At 71.5% G+C, this 13965-nt stretch carries 15 protein-coding genes; 8 read left to right on the forward strand and 7 right to left on the reverse strand.

Annotated elements, in window-relative coordinates; translation table 11 throughout:
- The first annotated feature begins 14 nt into the window (after positions 1 to 14).
- Entirely contained in the window at positions 15 to 668 is a 654-nt protein-coding gene (locus tag GGQ83_RS02945; RefSeq protein WP_184382097.1) for a S24 family peptidase, read from the forward strand.
- Between the two features lie 16 nt (positions 669 to 684).
- Here GGQ83_RS02945 and GGQ83_RS02950 read toward each other — a convergent pair whose 3' ends face one another.
- The gene (locus GGQ83_RS02950) at positions 685 to 2598 is read right to left on the reverse strand and encodes a lysylphosphatidylglycerol synthase domain-containing protein (protein WP_311727054.1); all 1914 of its coding nucleotides are present in this window, start codon (positions 2596 to 2598) and stop codon (positions 685 to 687) included.
- Positions 2599 to 2608: 10 nt separating this feature from the next.
- Positions 2609 to 4231: a lysine--tRNA ligase gene (locus GGQ83_RS02955; RefSeq protein ID WP_184382098.1), complete on the reverse strand. Its 1623-nt coding sequence runs from the start codon at positions 4229 to 4231 to the stop codon at positions 2609 to 2611.
- A gap of 181 nt (positions 4232 to 4412) precedes the next feature.
- Between GGQ83_RS02955 and GGQ83_RS02960 the strand changes: the two genes are divergently transcribed.
- From GGQ83_RS02960 to GGQ83_RS02975, 4 genes are all read left to right on the forward strand, one after another.
- Positions 4413 to 4613: a DUF4089 domain-containing protein gene (locus GGQ83_RS02960; protein ID WP_184382099.1), complete on the forward strand. Its 201-nt coding sequence runs from the start codon at positions 4413 to 4415 to the stop codon at positions 4611 to 4613.
- Complete coding sequence (locus GGQ83_RS02965; RefSeq protein ID WP_184382100.1) at positions 4610 to 6013, forward strand: AtzE family amidohydrolase; 1404 nt, start codon at positions 4610 to 4612, stop codon at positions 6011 to 6013. Before GGQ83_RS02960 ends, GGQ83_RS02965 begins: the two co-directional genes overlap by 4 nt.
- A complete protein-coding gene (gene hpxZ / locus GGQ83_RS02970) occupies positions 6006 to 6392 on the forward strand; it encodes an oxalurate catabolism protein HpxZ (protein ID WP_184382101.1) in 387 nt (128 codons plus the stop codon). The genes GGQ83_RS02965 and hpxZ overlap by 8 nt, the downstream gene beginning before the upstream one ends.
- Before the next feature lie 83 nt (positions 6393 to 6475).
- Positions 6476 to 7015, forward strand: coding sequence for a glycine zipper family protein (locus GGQ83_RS02975; RefSeq protein ID WP_184382102.1), 540 nt, complete (start codon positions 6476 to 6478; stop codon positions 7013 to 7015).
- 36 nt (positions 7016 to 7051) lie between these two features.
- Here GGQ83_RS02975 and GGQ83_RS02980 read toward each other — a convergent pair whose 3' ends face one another.
- The gene (locus GGQ83_RS02980) at positions 7052 to 8290 is read right to left on the reverse strand and encodes an RsmB/NOP family class I SAM-dependent RNA methyltransferase (protein ID WP_184382103.1); all 1239 of its coding nucleotides are present in this window, start codon (positions 8288 to 8290) and stop codon (positions 7052 to 7054) included.
- A 149-nt stretch (positions 8291 to 8439) separates the two neighbouring features.
- Here GGQ83_RS02980 and GGQ83_RS02985 point away from each other — a divergent pair, with 149 nt between their 5' ends.
- Positions 8440 to 9045 carry a DedA family protein gene (locus GGQ83_RS02985; RefSeq protein ID WP_184382104.1) on the forward strand — a complete coding sequence of 202 codons (606 nt, stop codon included), beginning with the start codon at positions 8440 to 8442 and terminating at the stop codon, positions 9043 to 9045.
- On the opposite strand, the gene GGQ83_RS02990 is transcribed toward GGQ83_RS02985, so the two are convergent.
- The 4 genes from GGQ83_RS02990 to GGQ83_RS03005 are packed head-to-tail and all read right to left on the reverse strand — an operon-like array spanning position 9015 to position 12443.
- The gene (locus tag GGQ83_RS02990; protein WP_184382105.1) at positions 9015 to 9920 is read right to left on the reverse strand and encodes a metal ABC transporter permease; all 906 of its coding nucleotides are present in this window, start codon (positions 9918 to 9920) and stop codon (positions 9015 to 9017) included. The two genes, GGQ83_RS02985 and GGQ83_RS02990, sit on opposite strands and share 31 nt — an antisense overlap.
- Positions 9917 to 10756 (reverse strand): metal ABC transporter permease, encoded by an 840-nt coding sequence (locus tag GGQ83_RS02995; protein ID WP_184382106.1) that lies wholly within the window; start codon positions 10754 to 10756, stop codon positions 9917 to 9919. The genes GGQ83_RS02990 and GGQ83_RS02995 overlap by 4 nt, the downstream gene beginning before the upstream one ends.
- Complete coding sequence (locus GGQ83_RS03000; protein WP_184382107.1) at positions 10753 to 11493, reverse strand: metal ABC transporter ATP-binding protein; 741 nt, start codon at positions 11491 to 11493, stop codon at positions 10753 to 10755. Before GGQ83_RS03000 ends, GGQ83_RS02995 begins: the two co-directional genes overlap by 4 nt.
- Complete coding sequence (locus GGQ83_RS03005) at positions 11490 to 12443, reverse strand: metal ABC transporter solute-binding protein, Zn/Mn family (RefSeq protein ID WP_184382108.1); 954 nt, start codon at positions 12441 to 12443, stop codon at positions 11490 to 11492. The genes GGQ83_RS03000 and GGQ83_RS03005 overlap by 4 nt, the downstream gene beginning before the upstream one ends.
- 98 nt (positions 12444 to 12541) lie before the next feature.
- Between GGQ83_RS03005 and GGQ83_RS03010 the strand changes: the two genes are divergently transcribed.
- Together GGQ83_RS03010 and coxB are read left to right on the forward strand one after the other, a co-directional pair.
- On the forward strand, positions 12542 to 12868 hold the full coding sequence (locus GGQ83_RS03010; RefSeq protein WP_184382109.1) for an ArsR/SmtB family transcription factor: 327 nt from the start codon (positions 12542 to 12544) through the stop codon (positions 12866 to 12868).
- Between the two features lie 288 nt (positions 12869 to 13156).
- Entirely contained in the window at positions 13157 to 13963 is an 807-nt protein-coding gene (gene coxB, locus GGQ83_RS03015) for a cytochrome c oxidase subunit II (RefSeq protein WP_260170362.1), read from the forward strand.
- The last annotated feature ends 2 nt before the right edge of the window (positions 13964 to 13965 follow it).

Genomic DNA, 13965 nt, shown 5'->3' on the forward strand with positions numbered 1-13965 from the left:
AACATGTTTTGTATATGCGACACGATGACATTTGGCGGGCGCTCGATTCGCTCGCCGCCGAGAACGGGCTCTCGCCCTCGGGGCTCGCGCGTCGCGCAGGGCTCGACCCCACTGCCTTCAACCCCTCCAAGCGGGTGGGGCCGGATGGGCGGGCCCGATGGCCCTCCACGGAGAGCATCGCCAAGGTGCTGGCCGCCACGGGGGCAGGAATAGAGGCCTTTTCCAGCCTGGTCTCCGGCAGCGCCACCCTGCCCAGCCAGTCACGCGGCGGGCGGGGCGTGGTGCGGCGCGTGCCGCTGATCGGCCTCGCCCAGGCGGGCAGCGAGGGATATTTCGACGATGGCGGCTTCCCGGTGGGCGGCAGCTGGGACGAGATCAGCCTGCCCGAAATCGGTGACCCCAACGCCTATGCGCTGGAGATCTCGGGCGATTCCATGTCGCCGGTGTTCCGCGACGGGGATGTGGTCATCGTCTCGCCCGCCGCCCCCATCCGGCGTGGCGACCGCGTGGTGCTGCGAACCCGTGCGGGCGAGGTGATGGCGAAGGAACTGCGCCGCCAAAGCGCCAAGCGCATCGAGGTGGCGAGCCTGAATCCCGCCCACCCCGACTACAGCTTCGACCTGCAGGACGTGGCCTGGATGCACCGCATCCTCTGGAGCAGCCAGTAGCCGGCAGGCGCGTCCCTCAGGCCGCCTGCACCACCTCCAGGTCGCGCTGCGCGTCGCAGGCGAGATAGCGGCCGGGACGCTTGGCGTCGGGGAAGGTTTGCAGGCCGGTGTCCGCGTAGACGCGCAAATTCTCGGGGCCGATGTCCACGAAGGCCGGGCGCGCGCCGTTCCGCTCGCACAAATCACGGAAGCGCCAGATGGCGGAGACGGCGTCACGCGCCTCGCCCGCCGGGTCCCCATGCGCGATCCAGACAGGGCCGTGCCGGCTGAAGGCAAGGCCCGCGCGCTCGGCCTCGCCCCAGAGCACCGCATCGGCGGTCGCGGGCGGGCGGGCGCCGAAGTTGGCGAGGCGTTGCCGTGCCTCGGCATTCCAGGCCAGCGCCTCGATCCGCGCCGGGCGCAGAAGCTGCACCATGCCGGCCAGCAGCAGCACGGCAGTGATCCCGACCGTGAAGCGCAGCTGCGGCGTAGCGTCTTCCATCAAGACGATCTGCCACCAGCTCTCACCCTGGAGCTGGCCGGCATTGGCCAGCAGCGCCAGCGTGAGGCCGCAGATGGATGTGGCGGCCAGCGGCAGCAGGATTTCGTTGGACAGTGGTTCACGCCGCAGCCGGCTGCCGCGATAGAAGGCCGAGCGCATGGTGGCGAGCAGCACCGACACCACCAGGAAGATGCCCCAGGTCCACCAGGCTTCCTCACGCAGCCAGCCGATCAGCGCGCCGTTCAGCAGCAGGATCAGCCCGCCCCACCAGGCGATGGCCAGCCGCCGCGCCAGGCCGAAGGCCATGACGATCAACAGCGAACCCACCACCGATGCGGCGAACTGCGACGCCACGGCCGCCTCGTAGCCCGCCCATTCCTTCAGAACGGTGGCCGAGGTCGGCAGCCCGCCCAGGAAGATCAGCATCGCACCGCAGATCGCGACCAGCCCCGTCAGCGCCGGTACCTCCAGCGGCATGGCGCCTCGGCCGATGGCGCCGAAGCGCGACAGCAAGTCGCTGCGCTGCGTCACCTCGAAACCCGCGAAGAGCCCACCCGCGATGAAGAGGGGCACGATGTAGTAGTAGAGGCGGAACACCAGCAGCGCCCCCACCACCTCCGCCGCGCCCATGTAGGGCGCGAGGCCCAGCAGGATGGCGCCGTCGAAGACGCCGAGGCCCCCCGGCACATTGGCCGCGATGCCCGCCGCATAGGCCGCGAGGTAGATGCCCACGAAGAGCAGGAAGGTGAGGCCGGGGGCGTCAGGCAGCAGCACGTAGAAGATGGCGGCCGTCACCGCCACGTCCACCGTGGCCAGCAGGGTCTGCACCATGGCCATGCGAACGCCAGGCAGATTCACCCGATGGCCAAAGACGCGGATGTCGCGACGGAACTTGCTGAGCAGCACATAGCCCAGGACCAGGGCGAACATGGGCACGGAGATGAGTTGCAGCGCCCAGCGCGGCAGGTGGTCGCCCGCCCAGGGCAACACCTCCGGCTCGAACAACAGGACCATGCCGCCCAGCGCCAGCCCGCCCAGCCCGAAGGTGAGCGAGGTGAAGCCGATGATCTTGCCGATCTCGATGGGCGAATAGCCCCAGGCCGAATAGAGCCGGTAGCGCACCGCGGCCCCGGACACCGCCGCGAAGCCGATATTGTGCGCGAGCGAATAGCCGCAGAAGGAGGCCAGCAGCGCCCGAGGCCAGGAGGAAGGCCGCCCCGCATAGCGCGCCCCCAGCCAGTCATAGATGGTCAGCACACCATAGGCCGCGACGGTCAGCCCCGCCGCGGCCAGCAGGCCGGACATGGGCAGGGCCGCCAGCGCGGCGCGCACATCCGCCATCGAGAGGTTGCGGAATTCGCGCTGCACCACCCAGATGGCGCCCACCAGCACCACCAGCCCGAAGACGGTGGCGCCATGGCGGCGCACGAAGGGCCACAAGGTCTTCACGGCAGGCGGGTCAAGCGGGCGCGGCCTCACGGGCCAGGGCCGTCTCGATCAGGGCGCAGGTTTCGTCCACGCCCATGATGGCGACGGTGCCGCCGAAGCGCGGCCCCTCGCTCTTGCCCAGCAGCACTTCGTACAGCGCCTGGAACCAGGCGCGGCCGACGCCGAGCGAGCCGTCCTTCTTGTTCACCACCGCGAAGGGCTCGCGCCGGCCGGCGTCGTAGACGGCGTTCTGGATGGCGGCCTCCCGCTCCGGCCCAGCGGGCAGGGCGTCGAACTCGGCGCGCCGCTCGCGCAGCAGGCGGACCAGTTCGCGCATCGCCACGGCTTCCTCGGGCGTGGCGGGGCGGAAGTGGCGCTTCGGCGCCACCCAGTCGCGCCAATAGGCGCAGGCGTTGCGGACCAGGCGGTCCAGCATGGGCTCATGCTCCGGCGCGGCGTCCGGATAGTATTTGCGGATGAAGGCCCAGAGCCGCGCGGGGTCGTCGGTGTTGGCGATGCCCGCCAGGTTCAGCAGCGTGGCGTAGGAGATGGGCGGCAGTTTTTCGTTGGGCGCCACGCCGCCGTGGATGTGCCAGGCGGGGTTCGCGGGGTCGCGCTCGGTGCGCAGCTTCTCCATGCCCGCCATCCAGTCATCCACGGCGCGGGGAATCACTTCCTTGTGCAGGCGCTTGGCACTTCCGGGCGAGCCGAACATGAAATGGGCCAGACTCTCGGGCGGGCCGTATTCCAGCCATTGCTCGATGGTCAGGCCATTGCCCTTGCTCTTGCTGATCTTCTGACCGTTCTCGTCGTTGAACAGCTCATAGGTGAAGGTGACGGGCGGCTCGCCGCCCAGCACACGGCAGATGGCGGAACTCAGCCGCACGCTGTCGATCAGATCCTTGCCGGACATCTCGTAATCCACGCCCAGCGCATACCAGCGCAACGCCCAGTCGGCCTTCCACTGCGCCTTGCAGGCGCCGCCGGTGACGGGGGTTTCGAAGCGTTCGCCGGTCTCGGGGTCGGTCCAGACGATGGTGCCCGCCTCGGGCCGCGTCTCCTCCACCGGCACCTGCATGACGATGCCGGTGCGCGGATGGATGGGCAGGAAGGGCGAATAGGTGGCGCGGCGTTCGGCGCCCAGCGTGGGCAGGATCACCTGCCGCACCTCCTCGTGCAGCGAGAGCATCCGCAGCAGCGCCGCGTCGAAGCGGCCCGAGGCGTAGTAGTCGGTGGAGGAGGCGAACTCGTATTCGAAGCCGAAGGCGTCCAGGAAGGCGCGCAGCCGGGCGTTGTTGTGCGCGCCGAAGCTGGGGTGGGTGCCGAAGGGGTCGGGGATGCGCGTCAGCGGCTGGCCGAGGTGCCGCGCCAGCAATTCCTTGTTGGGAACATTGTCCGGCACCTTCCGCAGCCCGTCCATGTCGTCGCTGAAGGCGATGAGGCGGGTGGGCAGGCCGGTCATGGCCTCGAAGGCACGGCGGACCCAGGTGGTGCGCGCCACCTCACCGAAGGTGCCGATATGGGGCAGGCCGGAGGGGCCATAGCCCGTCTCCAGCAGCGCCTCGGTTTTGCGCGCCGCGGCCAGGCGGTCGGCGAGCTTCGCCGCCTCCTCGAAGGGCCAGGCGCGGACGGAACGGAGGGCAGGGTCGGACATGGGCCTTGGGATGGCAGGGGGCGGGGCGCCGGTCAATGCGGAAGGGGCGGGCTTTGCACAATCCCGCGCCACCTTGCCGAGCAGGGGCGCAGCGGGCGCATGGCGGGCCATGATGCCCCCTGCGCGCCCTCTTGGCGCGCCGGCACCTCCCGGCCGAAACAGGCGGGCTGGAGGTGCCGCCATGCCGGAATTCGACCCCGAAGCCTATGCCCGCCAGGCCGCGGCCGCGGTGGGGCTGCCGCTGCACGAGAAGCATCTGCCAGGGGTGGTGATGAACCTCGCCCTGGCCGCGCGCATGGCCGGGCTGGTGGCGCAGATGCCCCTGACCTCGGCCGACGAGGCCGCGCCCGTCTTCACCCCCGCCCGGACGCCGCCCAAGTGAGCGCGGCCGCCCTCGCCGCCGAAATCCGCGCCGGGCGCCGCCGCGCCATCGAGGTGGTGGAGGCGCACCTCGCCGACATCGCCGCCCGCGACGCGCGCTTCAACGCCTTCACCGAAGTCACCGCCGCCCGCGCACGCGCCGAGGCCGAAGCGGTGGACGTGGCCGTGGCGGCGGGCCAGGACCCCGGCCCGCTGGCCGGTGTGCCCATCGCCGTGAAGAACCTGTTCGACCTGGAAGGCGTGGTGACGCTGGCCGGCGCCAAGATCGAGCGCGACAGCCTCCCCGCCCGCGCCGACGCCTTCCTGGTGCGGAAGCTGCGCGAAGCGGGTGCGGTGATGCTCGGCGCGCTGAACATGGACGAATACGCCTATGGCTTCACCACCGAGAACGCCCATTTCGGCCCCTGCCACAATCCGCACGACCTGACGCGCATCGCCGGCGGGTCCTCGGGCGGGAGTGCCGCGGCGGTGGCGGCGGGGCTGGTGCCCATCACGCTGGGCAGCGACACCAATGGCTCCATCCGCGTGCCGGCCTCGCTCTGCGGCATCTGGGGGCTGAAACCCACCTATGGCCGGCTGTCCCGGCGCGGGGCCTTTCTCTTTGTCGGCGCGCTGGACCATCTGGGGCCGTTTGCCCGCGACGTGGCGGACCTGGCGCTGGCCTACAACGCGCTCCAGGGCGACGACGCCGAGGACCATGCCCAGGCCTGGCGCGGGCCGGAGCCGGTGTCGCTGGAGGGTGGCGCGGAGGGCCTGCGCATCGGCATCCTGGACGACCATTTCGCCCGCAACGGGCACGCCGAGGCCTTCGCGGCCGTCGCCGCCGTGGCCCGCGCACTGGGCGCCACCCACCGCGTGACGCTGCCCGATGCCGCCATCGGCCGGGCGGCGGCCTTCCTCATCACCATGGCCGAGGGGGCGAACCTGCATCTGCCCAACCTCCGCGCCCGGCCCGATGATTTCGACCCCGGCACGCGCGACCGCTTCCTGGCCGGCGCCCTGCTGCCCGCCACCTGGGTGCAGCAGGCACAGCGGGTGCGCGCCGCCTATCGCGCCCGCGCCCTGGCCCTGTTCGACGAGTTCGACGTGCTGATCGCCCCCGCCACACCCTATGTGGCACCCCCCATCGGCCAGGAGATGATCGAGGTGGACGGGCAGATGATCCCGGTGCGGCCCAACCTCGGCGTCTACACCCAGCCCATCTCCTGCATCGGCCTGCCGGTCATCGCGGCCCCCGTCGCGGGCGTGGCGACGCCAGGCAACCTGCCCATCGGCGTCCAGTTGATCGGGGCACCCTGGGCCGAGGACAAGCTGTTCCGCCTGGCCGCGCATCTCGAACGCATCGGCGCCTGCCGCGCCCCCGAACCAAGGAATGCCCCCAATGGGAACCCCCATGCCTGAGATCAACAACCCCGAGGCCCTGGCCGAGCTGACGGCCGCCTTCCGCCGCTACGAGGTGGCGCTGACCACCAATGACGTGGCCGTGCTGGACGAGCTGTTCTGGGTAAGCCCCCACACCGTCCGCTACGGACCGGGCGAGAACCTGCACGGCCATGCCGAGATCGCCGCCTTCCGCGCCGCCCGCCCCGGCCCCTTTGGCCGCGAGCTGCTGCGGACCGTGCTGACCACCTATGGAAGCGACTTCGGCACCGCCAACACCACCTTCCGCCGTGAGGGCAGCCAGCAGATCGGCCGGCAGTCGCAGAGCTGGGTGCGGATGCCGGAGGGTTGGCGCGTGGTGGCGGCGCATGTCTCGCTGCTGCCACCCGGTGTGGGATGATGGGCGTGGGGGAAGTGTAACGAACCCTGGCATTGGCCGTGGGTGGCGCCCAAATCCCGTCCGCAAGGAATTGGGAGAAGCATATGGGCAGGAAAGGCATCGCGGCCTGTGCCGTGGCCGCCTTGGGGCTGGGGGCATGCGCCATCCCGCCCCCCAGCGGGCCGAGCGTCACGGCGCTGCCGCCCGCGGGGAAGGATTTCGCGCAGTTCCAGCGCGAGGATTTCGCCTGCCAGCAGACCGCCTTCCACGCCATCGGCGGTGGTGGGCCGCAGGTGGCGGCCAACCAGGCGGCTTTGGGCTCGGCCGTGGTCGGCACGGCGCTGGGCGCCACGGCGGGCGCGCTGCTGGGCGCGGCCACGGGCAATGCCGGTGCGGGCGCGGCGTTGGGTGCCGGGGTGGGGCTGCTGGGTGGCTCGGCCGTCGGCGCCAACCAGGCCCAGGCCGGCGGCATGGGGCTGCAACACCGCTATGACGTGGTCTACGCGCAATGCATGGCGGCCGCCGGCAACACCATCCAGGAGCCGCGCGCCGTGGTCACGGTGGTCGAGCCCGTGCCCTACTACTATGGCCCCCCGCGCTGGCGCGGCTATTACGGCTATGGCGGCGGCGTGTGGGTGTGGTGAGGAAGCCTTGCTGGCCGGCTGATCCACTGCCTCGGATCAGCCGCCAACCCTGGCCAGCCGCATGACGAAGAACCCGTCCATGCCGCCTTCCGGCCCCTGATCAGGCCGGGTCCGCAGCGCGCCCTGGGGGGTGATGCAGCCCTCCAGCCCTGGCAACTCCTCGGGGCGGATGGGGTCGAGGCGCATCCCCTCGGGCAGGGCGGCCAGGTGCGCCTCGCCCTCCTCGGCCTGGAGCGAGCAGGTGGCGAACACCATCCGCCCGCCCGGCCGCAGCATCCGGGCGGCGGCGTGCAGCAGGCGGCGCTGTTCCTGCGCCAGCTTCGACACATCCTTCGGCCGGCGCAGATGCGGCAGGTCGGGATGGCGGCGGATGGTGCCGGTGGCGGTGCAGGGCGCGTCGAGCAGCACGGCGTCCAGCGGCGCGGCGGGCTGCCAGCGTGCCATATCCTCGCAGACCAGTTCGGGGGCGATGCGAAGCCGCAGCATATTCTCGCGCAGGCGCCCCATCCGGACGCTGTCGCGCTCCACCGCCACCACGCGGGCGCCGGTCAGGGCCAGTTGCGCCGTCTTGCCGCCGGGGGCGGCGCAGAGGTCGGCCACATGTTCGCCCTCGCGCGCCGCCAGCAGGCGCGCGGGCAGGGCGGCGGCCATGTCCTGCGCCCAGAAATCGCCCTCGGCGAAGCCGGGCAGTTCCGTGATGCGCGTGCCGGCGGGCAGGCGGGCGGTGCCGGTGGGCAGCAGGGTGGCGCCCTCGGGCGGGGTGGCGCCGGGGCGCAGGCTGAGGTCCAGCGGCGCCTCCACCCGGTGCGCGGCGGCGATGGGGCGCACCGCCTCGCCATGGGCGGCGTGCCAGGCGGCCCAGAGCCAGGGGGGTGTGTCCAGCCGCTCGGCGTCCAGGCCGTCCAGCGCGGCGGGCCCGGCCTCGGCCAGGCGGCGCAGCACGGCGTTGACCAGCCCGGCCAGCGGGCGTGGGGCCAGCGACACGGCCGAGGCCACGGCGGCATGCGGCGGCGTGCCCAGCAGCAGCAGTTCAGCGGCACCGATCCTGAGGGCGCGCAGGGCGGGGGCCGGGGGCGCGCGGCGCAGCCAGGGCTCCATGGCTGCGTCCAGGCTGCCCAGGCGGCGCAGTACGGCTGCGGCGATGCGGTGGCCGGCGGCCTTGTCGCGCGGGTCCATGGGGGGCACGCCGTCCAGCGCCTCCTCCAGGGGGCGCTGGGCCTCCAGGACGGTTTCAAGAAGATGGGAGGCGGCGCGGCGGGCGGGTGAAGCGGACATCCGCCGGTTTATGGCCGCCCTGCCCCGCCCGTGCTAGAGCGTGATGCGTTGAGGCGGAATCGCCGAAAACGCTGAATCATCCTTTCAGAAAAAGGCTGGGCCAGGCGGCGTGAGCGCAAGCGAACGCAGCATGGTCTGGACGCCGCGCCATGGTGGACATGATCACGGAATGGGTGTCGGCGGCGGGCTATGCCGGCGTGCTGGCGCTCATGTTCCTGGAGAACCTGTTTCCGCCCCTGCCCTCGGAACTCATCATGCCCTTCGCCGGCTTCGCCGCCGCGCGCGGGGAATTGTCGCTGACGGGCGTCGTCATCGCGGGCGTGGCGGGCACGGTCCTGGGCAATGCCCTCTGGTTCGAACTGGCCCGAGCCTTCGGCGCCGACCGCGCCAAGCGCTTCTGCGAACGCTTCGGCCGCTACGCCGGGGTGACGCGCGAGGACCTGGACGCCGCCGAATCCGCGCTTCGCCGCTGGGGGCCGATGGCGGTCTTCATCGGGCGGATGATGCCTGGCATCCGCACGCTGATCTCCGTGCCTGCGGGGCTGATCGAGATGCCGCGCCACATCTTCTATGCCTGGACGCTGGCCGGCACCTTTCTCTGGGTCGGTGGCCTCGCCTTGCTCGGCTACATGCTGGAGGACGCCTACACCCGCATCGAGGAGAGCATCGGCGGCGCGGGCAAGATCTTCGTGGGCCTGGGCGCGCTTCTGCTGGTGTTCTACGGCTACAGAGCCTGGAAGCGCCGGCGCCGCTGAAGGGCGACGGCCACCGTCAGCCCCGCCAGCGTGCCGATCAGCCCCGCCGCGCTCAGGGCGAAGTCCAGCCCCAGCGCCGCCGGCAGCGGCCCGGCCAGCAGCACGCCCGCCGCCCCCAGCCCGGCGCCCAGCGCCGCTCCGCCCCAGACCTGCACGTTGTAGCGGTCGGTCATCAGCCGCAGGGCGGCGGCGGGGCAGACCAGCAGCGCGATGACGAGGATGCTCCCCACTGCCTCGAAGGCCGCCACGGCAGCGGCGGCGATCATCAGGTTCAGCAGGATTTCCCAGCGCCCCACGCGCAGCCCCAGGCTGCGGGCGAAGTCGGGGTCGAAGCAGAGCAGCTTCAGGGGCCGCCAGAAGGCCGCGACGAAGAGGCACGCGGCTAGGGCCACGCCGGCCAAAAGCCCCAATTGGCGTGGCAACCCGGCCAGCGCCGCCGGGTCCAGCAGCGAGGCCAGGCCCGCCGCCTCCAGCCAGACCAGCGTCTCCAGCTGGCCGAACAGCACGCAATCAATGTCGAGGTCGGCATTGCGCGCCCCCGTCACCTCCAGCAGCACCAGGCCCAGGGCGAAGAAGCCGGTGAAGACCAGGCCCGTGGCCGCGCCGGCCTCCATCCGTGCCGCGCGGCGCACCCAGGTGATGGCGAGCGTCGCCAGCAGCGCCGCCCCCAGCGCGCCCAGCAGCATGGGCCAGGCGCTGCGCAACCCGGTCAGCGCGAAGCCGACCACGATGCCGGGCAGCACGGCGTGGGAGAGGGCATCGCCCAGCAGGCTTTCCCGTCGCAGCACCAGGAAGCTGCCCAGCAGCCCGCAGGTGCCCCCGGCCAGCATGGCGGCCAGCAGGGCCGCGAAGTCGAGGCGGAGGAAATCGGTCATGCGCGCCGCAGCCGCGAGACACCCAGCGCACCCGCGAAGAGCACCAGCCCCCCCAGCACCACCGCCGCCCCGGTTGGGATGCTGGCGAAGCGGGTGGACACCAGCGCGCCCCCCGCCCCTGCCACGGCGCCAAAGACCGCAGCCAGGGCAAGCATTCCCGGCAAGCGCGCCGCCAGCAGCCGGGCGGCGGCGGCCGGCACCACCAGCAGCGCCACCACCAGCACCAGCCCCACCGCGGGCAACCCCGCCACGCAGACGGCCAGCAGCAGACCGAGCAAGGTGAGATCCAGCGCCCGCACGGGCAGGCCCTGGGCGCGGGCGAAGGCCTCGTCGAAGCAGAGCGCCCGCAAGGGTTGGAACAGCGCCACGGCCACCGCGACGCAGCCCAGGGCCAGCGCGCCGGCCAGGATGGCGTCGCTCTCGGTCAGGGTGGCCGCCTGGCCCAGGATGAAGCTGGACAGCCCGGCCTGGGCCACGCCCGGCAGGGTCTGGGCGATGGAAAGCCCCACCGTGCCGAGCGCATAGAAGGAGGACAGCACCACGGCGATGGCCGCATCGGGCCGGATGCGGCCAGACGCCGTCAACCGCCGCAGCGCCAGCAGGCCCAGCACGCCGGTCAGCGCCGCGCCCAGCAGCAGCGGCGCCAGCGCCCGGCTTTCGCCGCCCAACAGCGAGACGATCATGGCGGCCAGCACCACGCCGGGCAGGGCCGCGTGGCCGATCGCATCCGCCAGCAAAGCGCGGCCGCGCAGCAGGGCGAAGCTGCCCACCACGCCCGCCGCCACCCCAAGTGCGGCGCAGCCCAGCAGCACCACCAGCGTGTTGTGGCCGATCACGCCGCCGCCTCGGTGGGCGCGCGGCCGGGCAGGCCGCCGAAGGCGCGGGCAATGGCGGGTTCGGTGAAGGCCTCCTCCACCGTCCCGGCGGCCACCACCCGCCCGGCCAGGATCAGCACCTGGTCGAAATGCGCCTGCACCAGCGAGAGGTCATGATGCACCATCAGCACCGACTTCCCCGCGCGAACAAGGCCATGCAGCACGGCGAGGATGGTCTGCTCGGTCACCACATCCACGGCGGCCAGCGGCTCGTCCATCAGGAAAAGGTCCGCCTCCTGCGCCAGGGCGCGGGCCAGGAACACCCGTTGCTGCTGCCCGCCCGAGAGCCGGCCGATCTGCCGGTCGGCGAAATCCGCCATGCCGACGGCGCCGAGCGCGTCGCGGGCGGCCTCGCGCTCGGCGCGCGGCAGGCGGCCGAACCAGCGGGTGCGCGGCAGCCGGGCCATTGCCACCACATCCAGCGCGCTCGCTGGAAAATCCCAGTCCACGCTGGCCCGTTGCGGAAGGTAGGCGAGGCGCGGGCGCGCCTGTTCCAGCGGCAGCCCGAAGAAGCGCACCTGGCCCTCTGCCGTTGGGATCAGCCCCAGCGCGGCCTTGAGCAGGGTGGATTTCCCGGCGCCATTCGGCCCCAGGATGGCGGTGAGGCCGGGCGCGGCTGTCCAGCTCACGCCGGTCAGCGCCGCACGCTCGCCATAGCGGACGGTGAGGCCCTGGATCTCGACCGGGGGCGCGCTCACAGCCGGTTGTTCAGGCCGCGCGGCGGTGGGTTGCCCCCCAGCGCGCGCGCGATGGTGGTGATGTTGTGGTCCATCATGCCCTCATAGGTGCCGGTATAGGTGCCTGGGCGTCCCATCGAGTCGGAGTACAAAACGCCGCCCATGGCAAGACGCTGCCCGCGCGCGCCCGCGCCCTCGATCAGCGCGCGCACCGCGCGGTCCGGCACGGAGCTTTCGGCGAAGACGGCGGGGATGCGGCGCTCCACGATCAGGCGGACCATGGCCTCGATGTTGGCGAGGCTGGCTTCGGCCTCGGTGGAAAGGCCCTGGATGCTCTCGACCTCCAGCTCGTAGCGGGCGCCGAAATAGGCGAAGGCGTCATGCGCCGTCAGCAGCACGCGGGAGGCGGCGGGGATGGGCGCCAGCGCCTCGCGCGCATAGGTGTCGAGCCGGGCGAGCCGCAGTCGCGTGGCCTCGACGCCGCGGCTGAAATCCTCGCCGGGGCGCAGCCGCGTGAGGGTGCGGGCCACGGCGGGCGCGCATTCGGCCCAGAGCGTCGGGTCCATCCAGACATGCGGGTCCGCGGCGTCGGGGTAGTCGTCATTGGGGCGCAGGCGCTCACGGGGCAGGGTCTCGGCCACGGCCAGGATGGGCCGGCCTTGGGTGGCCGCCCGTTCCAGCACCTCGGTCATGCGGCCTTCCAGCCGGTGGCCGTTGTAGAAGACGGCATCGGCCCGCAGCAGACGGGCCACGTCGTTGCGGGTGGGACGGAAGAGGTGAGGGTCCACGCCCTCGCCGATCAATGTCTCGATGTTGAAGCCCTCGCCGGCCACGCCGCGCACCAGGTCGGCCACCATTCCGGTGGTGGCGAGCAGGGTGGGCCGGGGGCCGCGCTGGGCCAGGGCGGGGCTGGCGAGCAGCGTGCCGGCGGCGAGCAGCGCCCTGCGCCCAATAGCTGCATAGCTGTTCATGTCTTCATTTATCCGTTTAAAATCAATCCATTAGTGATGCATGTTGCGTCGGCGCGCGGAAACGTCAAGGTTGATGTGGCGTTGGAGGCGCGGTTGGCATGAAGGCAAGGCTGCGCATCAACGAGGATGAGGTCGTTGAACTCGCGGAAATGTTCCGCCTGATGAGCGACCCCACGCGCCTCAAGATCATCCTCGCCTGTCTGGACGAGCCGGCCTCGGTGGGCGCCATGGCGGACCGGCTGGAAATCTCGGCCAGCCTGGTCTCGCACCACCTGCGCCTGCTGCGCGCGGCGCGGCTTTTGCAGGCCGACCGGCGCGGGCGGATGGTGTTCTACGTGGTGGGCGACCCGCATATCCGCTCGATGCTGACCGACATGGCGGACCACGTGGCCGAAGAGGTCGAAGGCGAGATCGAGCCGGGCTGACGGAAACCGCGCACGAGCGGCCCATAAGCGCACGCTGACCCTTGCCGCGCCTTGGGCCGGAGACTATGGTCCGGCCGCCCTGCCGGGTGTGGGACCTTCGGGAAAGATGCCGCGGGCAGGCGCGCAAAAAGGCGGCCATGGGGCTGCCGGACAGCGCCCCCAGCAGGGTCTGTCTCCAGGTTCGAGGGCAAGGTGCGGCGCGTGATTGGGCGTATCGGACGAATCATCATGATGGCGGCGGTGCTTCTGGCAGGCGCCGGAACCGCATTCGCGCAGACGGCCCCGGCGATGGAGCCCATGGTCGGCGCGCCGGTGCCTTGGGCGATGGGGCTGCAGGCCTCGGGCGGTCCCATCAAGGACGCCATCGGAAGCTTCAACACGCTGGTGTTCAACATCATCGTGGTGATCACGATCTTCGTGGCGCTGCTGCTGGCCTGGTGCATGTGGCGCTACAGCGCCAAGCGCAACCCGGTGCCGTCGCAGACCAGCCACAACACCTTCCTGGAAATCGCCTGGACGGTGGTGCCGGTGCTGATCCTTGTGGTCATCGCCATCCCGTCCTTCCGGCTGATCTATTACCAGGACCGCGCGCGCGACGCCGACTTCACGATCAACGTGACCGGCCACCAGTGGTACTGGAACTACCGGATGCCGGACCACGGCAACTTCGCCTTCGACAGCCGCCCCGTCTTTGACGAGGACCTGACGCCAGGCCAGTTCCGCAACCTGGAAGTGGATGAGCCGCTGCTGATCCCGGTGGGCGCCACGGTGCGCGTGCTGACCCAGGGCGCAGATGTGATCCACAGCTTCTTCATCCCGTCGCTGGGCGTGCAGCGCTACAACATCCCGGGCCGCACGCTCGAGACCTGGATGCGCGCCGACCGTCCCGGCACCTTCTACGGCCAGTGCAACCAGATCTGCGGCACGAACCATTGGTTCATGCCGATCGTGATCCGCGCCGTGCCCCAGGAGGAGTTCAATGCCTGGGCCGAGGCCGCGCGCACGCGCTTCGCCCACACCATTCCGGGGAACAACGCGCCGGCCCTTGCCATGCCCGCCGCCAACCCCATCCGTACCGCAGCGGCCCAGCAGTGACC

The sequence above is a fragment of the Roseococcus suduntuyensis genome (assembly GCF_014196305.1).
Lineage (GTDB): Bacteria > Pseudomonadota > Alphaproteobacteria > Acetobacterales > Acetobacteraceae > Roseococcus > Roseococcus suduntuyensis.

Excerpts from the sequence above, each read along its gene's own strand:
- GGQ83_RS02975 (WP_184382102.1), top strand. The coding sequence starts at position 6,476 with ATGGGCAGGAAAGGCATCGCGGCCTGTGCCGTGGCCGCCTTGGGGCTG.
- GGQ83_RS02985 (WP_184382104.1), top strand. The coding sequence starts at position 8,440 with ATGGTGGACATGATCACGGAATGGGTGTCGGCGGCGGGCTATGCCGGC.
- hpxZ (WP_184382101.1), top strand. The coding sequence starts at position 6,006 with ATGCCTGAGATCAACAACCCCGAGGCCCTGGCCGAGCTGACGGCCGCC.
- GGQ83_RS02990 (WP_184382105.1), bottom strand. The coding sequence starts at position 9,920 with ATGACCGATTTCCTCCGCCTCGACTTCGCGGCCCTGCTGGCCGCCATG.
- GGQ83_RS02945 (WP_184382097.1), top strand. The coding sequence starts at position 15 with ATGCGACACGATGACATTTGGCGGGCGCTCGATTCGCTCGCCGCCGAG.
- coxB (WP_260170362.1), top strand. The coding sequence starts at position 13,157 with ATGGAGCCCATGGTCGGCGCGCCGGTGCCTTGGGCGATGGGGCTGCAG.
- GGQ83_RS02980 (WP_184382103.1), bottom strand. The coding sequence starts at position 8,290 with ATGTCCGCTTCACCCGCCCGCCGCGCCGCCTCCCATCTTCTTGAAACC.
- GGQ83_RS03010 (WP_184382109.1), top strand. The coding sequence starts at position 12,542 with ATGAAGGCAAGGCTGCGCATCAACGAGGATGAGGTCGTTGAACTCGCG.
- GGQ83_RS02955 (WP_184382098.1), bottom strand. The coding sequence starts at position 4,231 with ATGTCCGACCCTGCCCTCCGTTCCGTCCGCGCCTGGCCCTTCGAGGAG.
- GGQ83_RS02960 (WP_184382099.1), top strand. The coding sequence starts at position 4,413 with ATGCCGGAATTCGACCCCGAAGCCTATGCCCGCCAGGCCGCGGCCGCG.
- GGQ83_RS03005 (WP_184382108.1), bottom strand. The coding sequence starts at position 12,443 with ATGAACAGCTATGCAGCTATTGGGCGCAGGGCGCTGCTCGCCGCCGGC.